Annotated in this window: 1 pseudogene; it reads right to left on the bottom strand. The window is 76.0% G+C overall.

From position 1 onward, the window contains the following. Positions 1-100: 100 nt before the first annotated feature. Positions 101-842 (bottom strand): annotated as a pseudogene (locus tag ACXAID_RS28270) (Hsp70 family protein); the annotation flags it as partial.

The following is an 842-nucleotide window of genomic DNA, read 5'->3' on the forward strand; positions in this document are numbered from 1 at the left end:
GTCTTCCCGGTGCCGACCCCGCCGGTCAGGGCCATGACGATCGGCTCGGCGGGCGCGGCGGCCAGAGCCGCGACCGCGGCCCGCGCAGCCGGGGGCACGGTCATTGCGACAGCGGTGACTGAGCCAGGGGGGTCGTGGCGTCGGCGCCGGTGTCCGGGCCGGTGTCCGTGTCGGTCGGCGCCCCGGCATCCGGGGTGACCGTCTCGGGCTCGGGGGCCGGTGCGGTGGTGGTCGGTTCCGCTGCCGTCGTCGTCGGCTCGGCCGTGGTCGGTCTGGTGGTGGTCGTGGTCGCCCGGGTGGTGGTCGTGGTGGTCGGCTGCGTGGTGGTGGTCGTGGTCTCGCTGGTGGTCGTCGTGGTGGTCGTGGTCTCGTCGCTGGTCGTCGTCGGGCTCGTCGTCGTGGTGCTCTCCGGCGGTGGGGTGAACACCGACGTGGTCGGAAGGCCGTCGTCGCCCGTGACGGTCACGGTGACCGGAGGCGGCGGTGCGGCCGGCTCACCCGGTGCCTGCCCGTTCTCGCCGGGCGTCTCCGACGCCGGTCCGCTGTCGGTCGAGGCCAGCGTCATGGCCAGCCCCCCGGTCGCCAGCAGCGCCGCGGCGGCGGCCACCCCGAACAGCACGGGCGGGCGCTTGTACCAGGGCAGCGGCGCCGGCTCCGGATAGCCCTCGTCGTCCCCGCCGAAGTCGACCTGCGGGCGAGCCTCGGTGCCCTCGAAGCTGTAGTCGTCGCCGACGTAGGGCACCGGGTCCTGACCGCCCGTGTCGTCCTGGGACCAGGCCAGCGCGCGGAAGGTGGCCGACGGCGCGCCGTCGGAGGCGGATTCGGCGGCCGCGGCCCCGGCC

The sequence above is a fragment of the Mycobacterium sp. ABE4_509 genome, assembly GCF_056160785.1.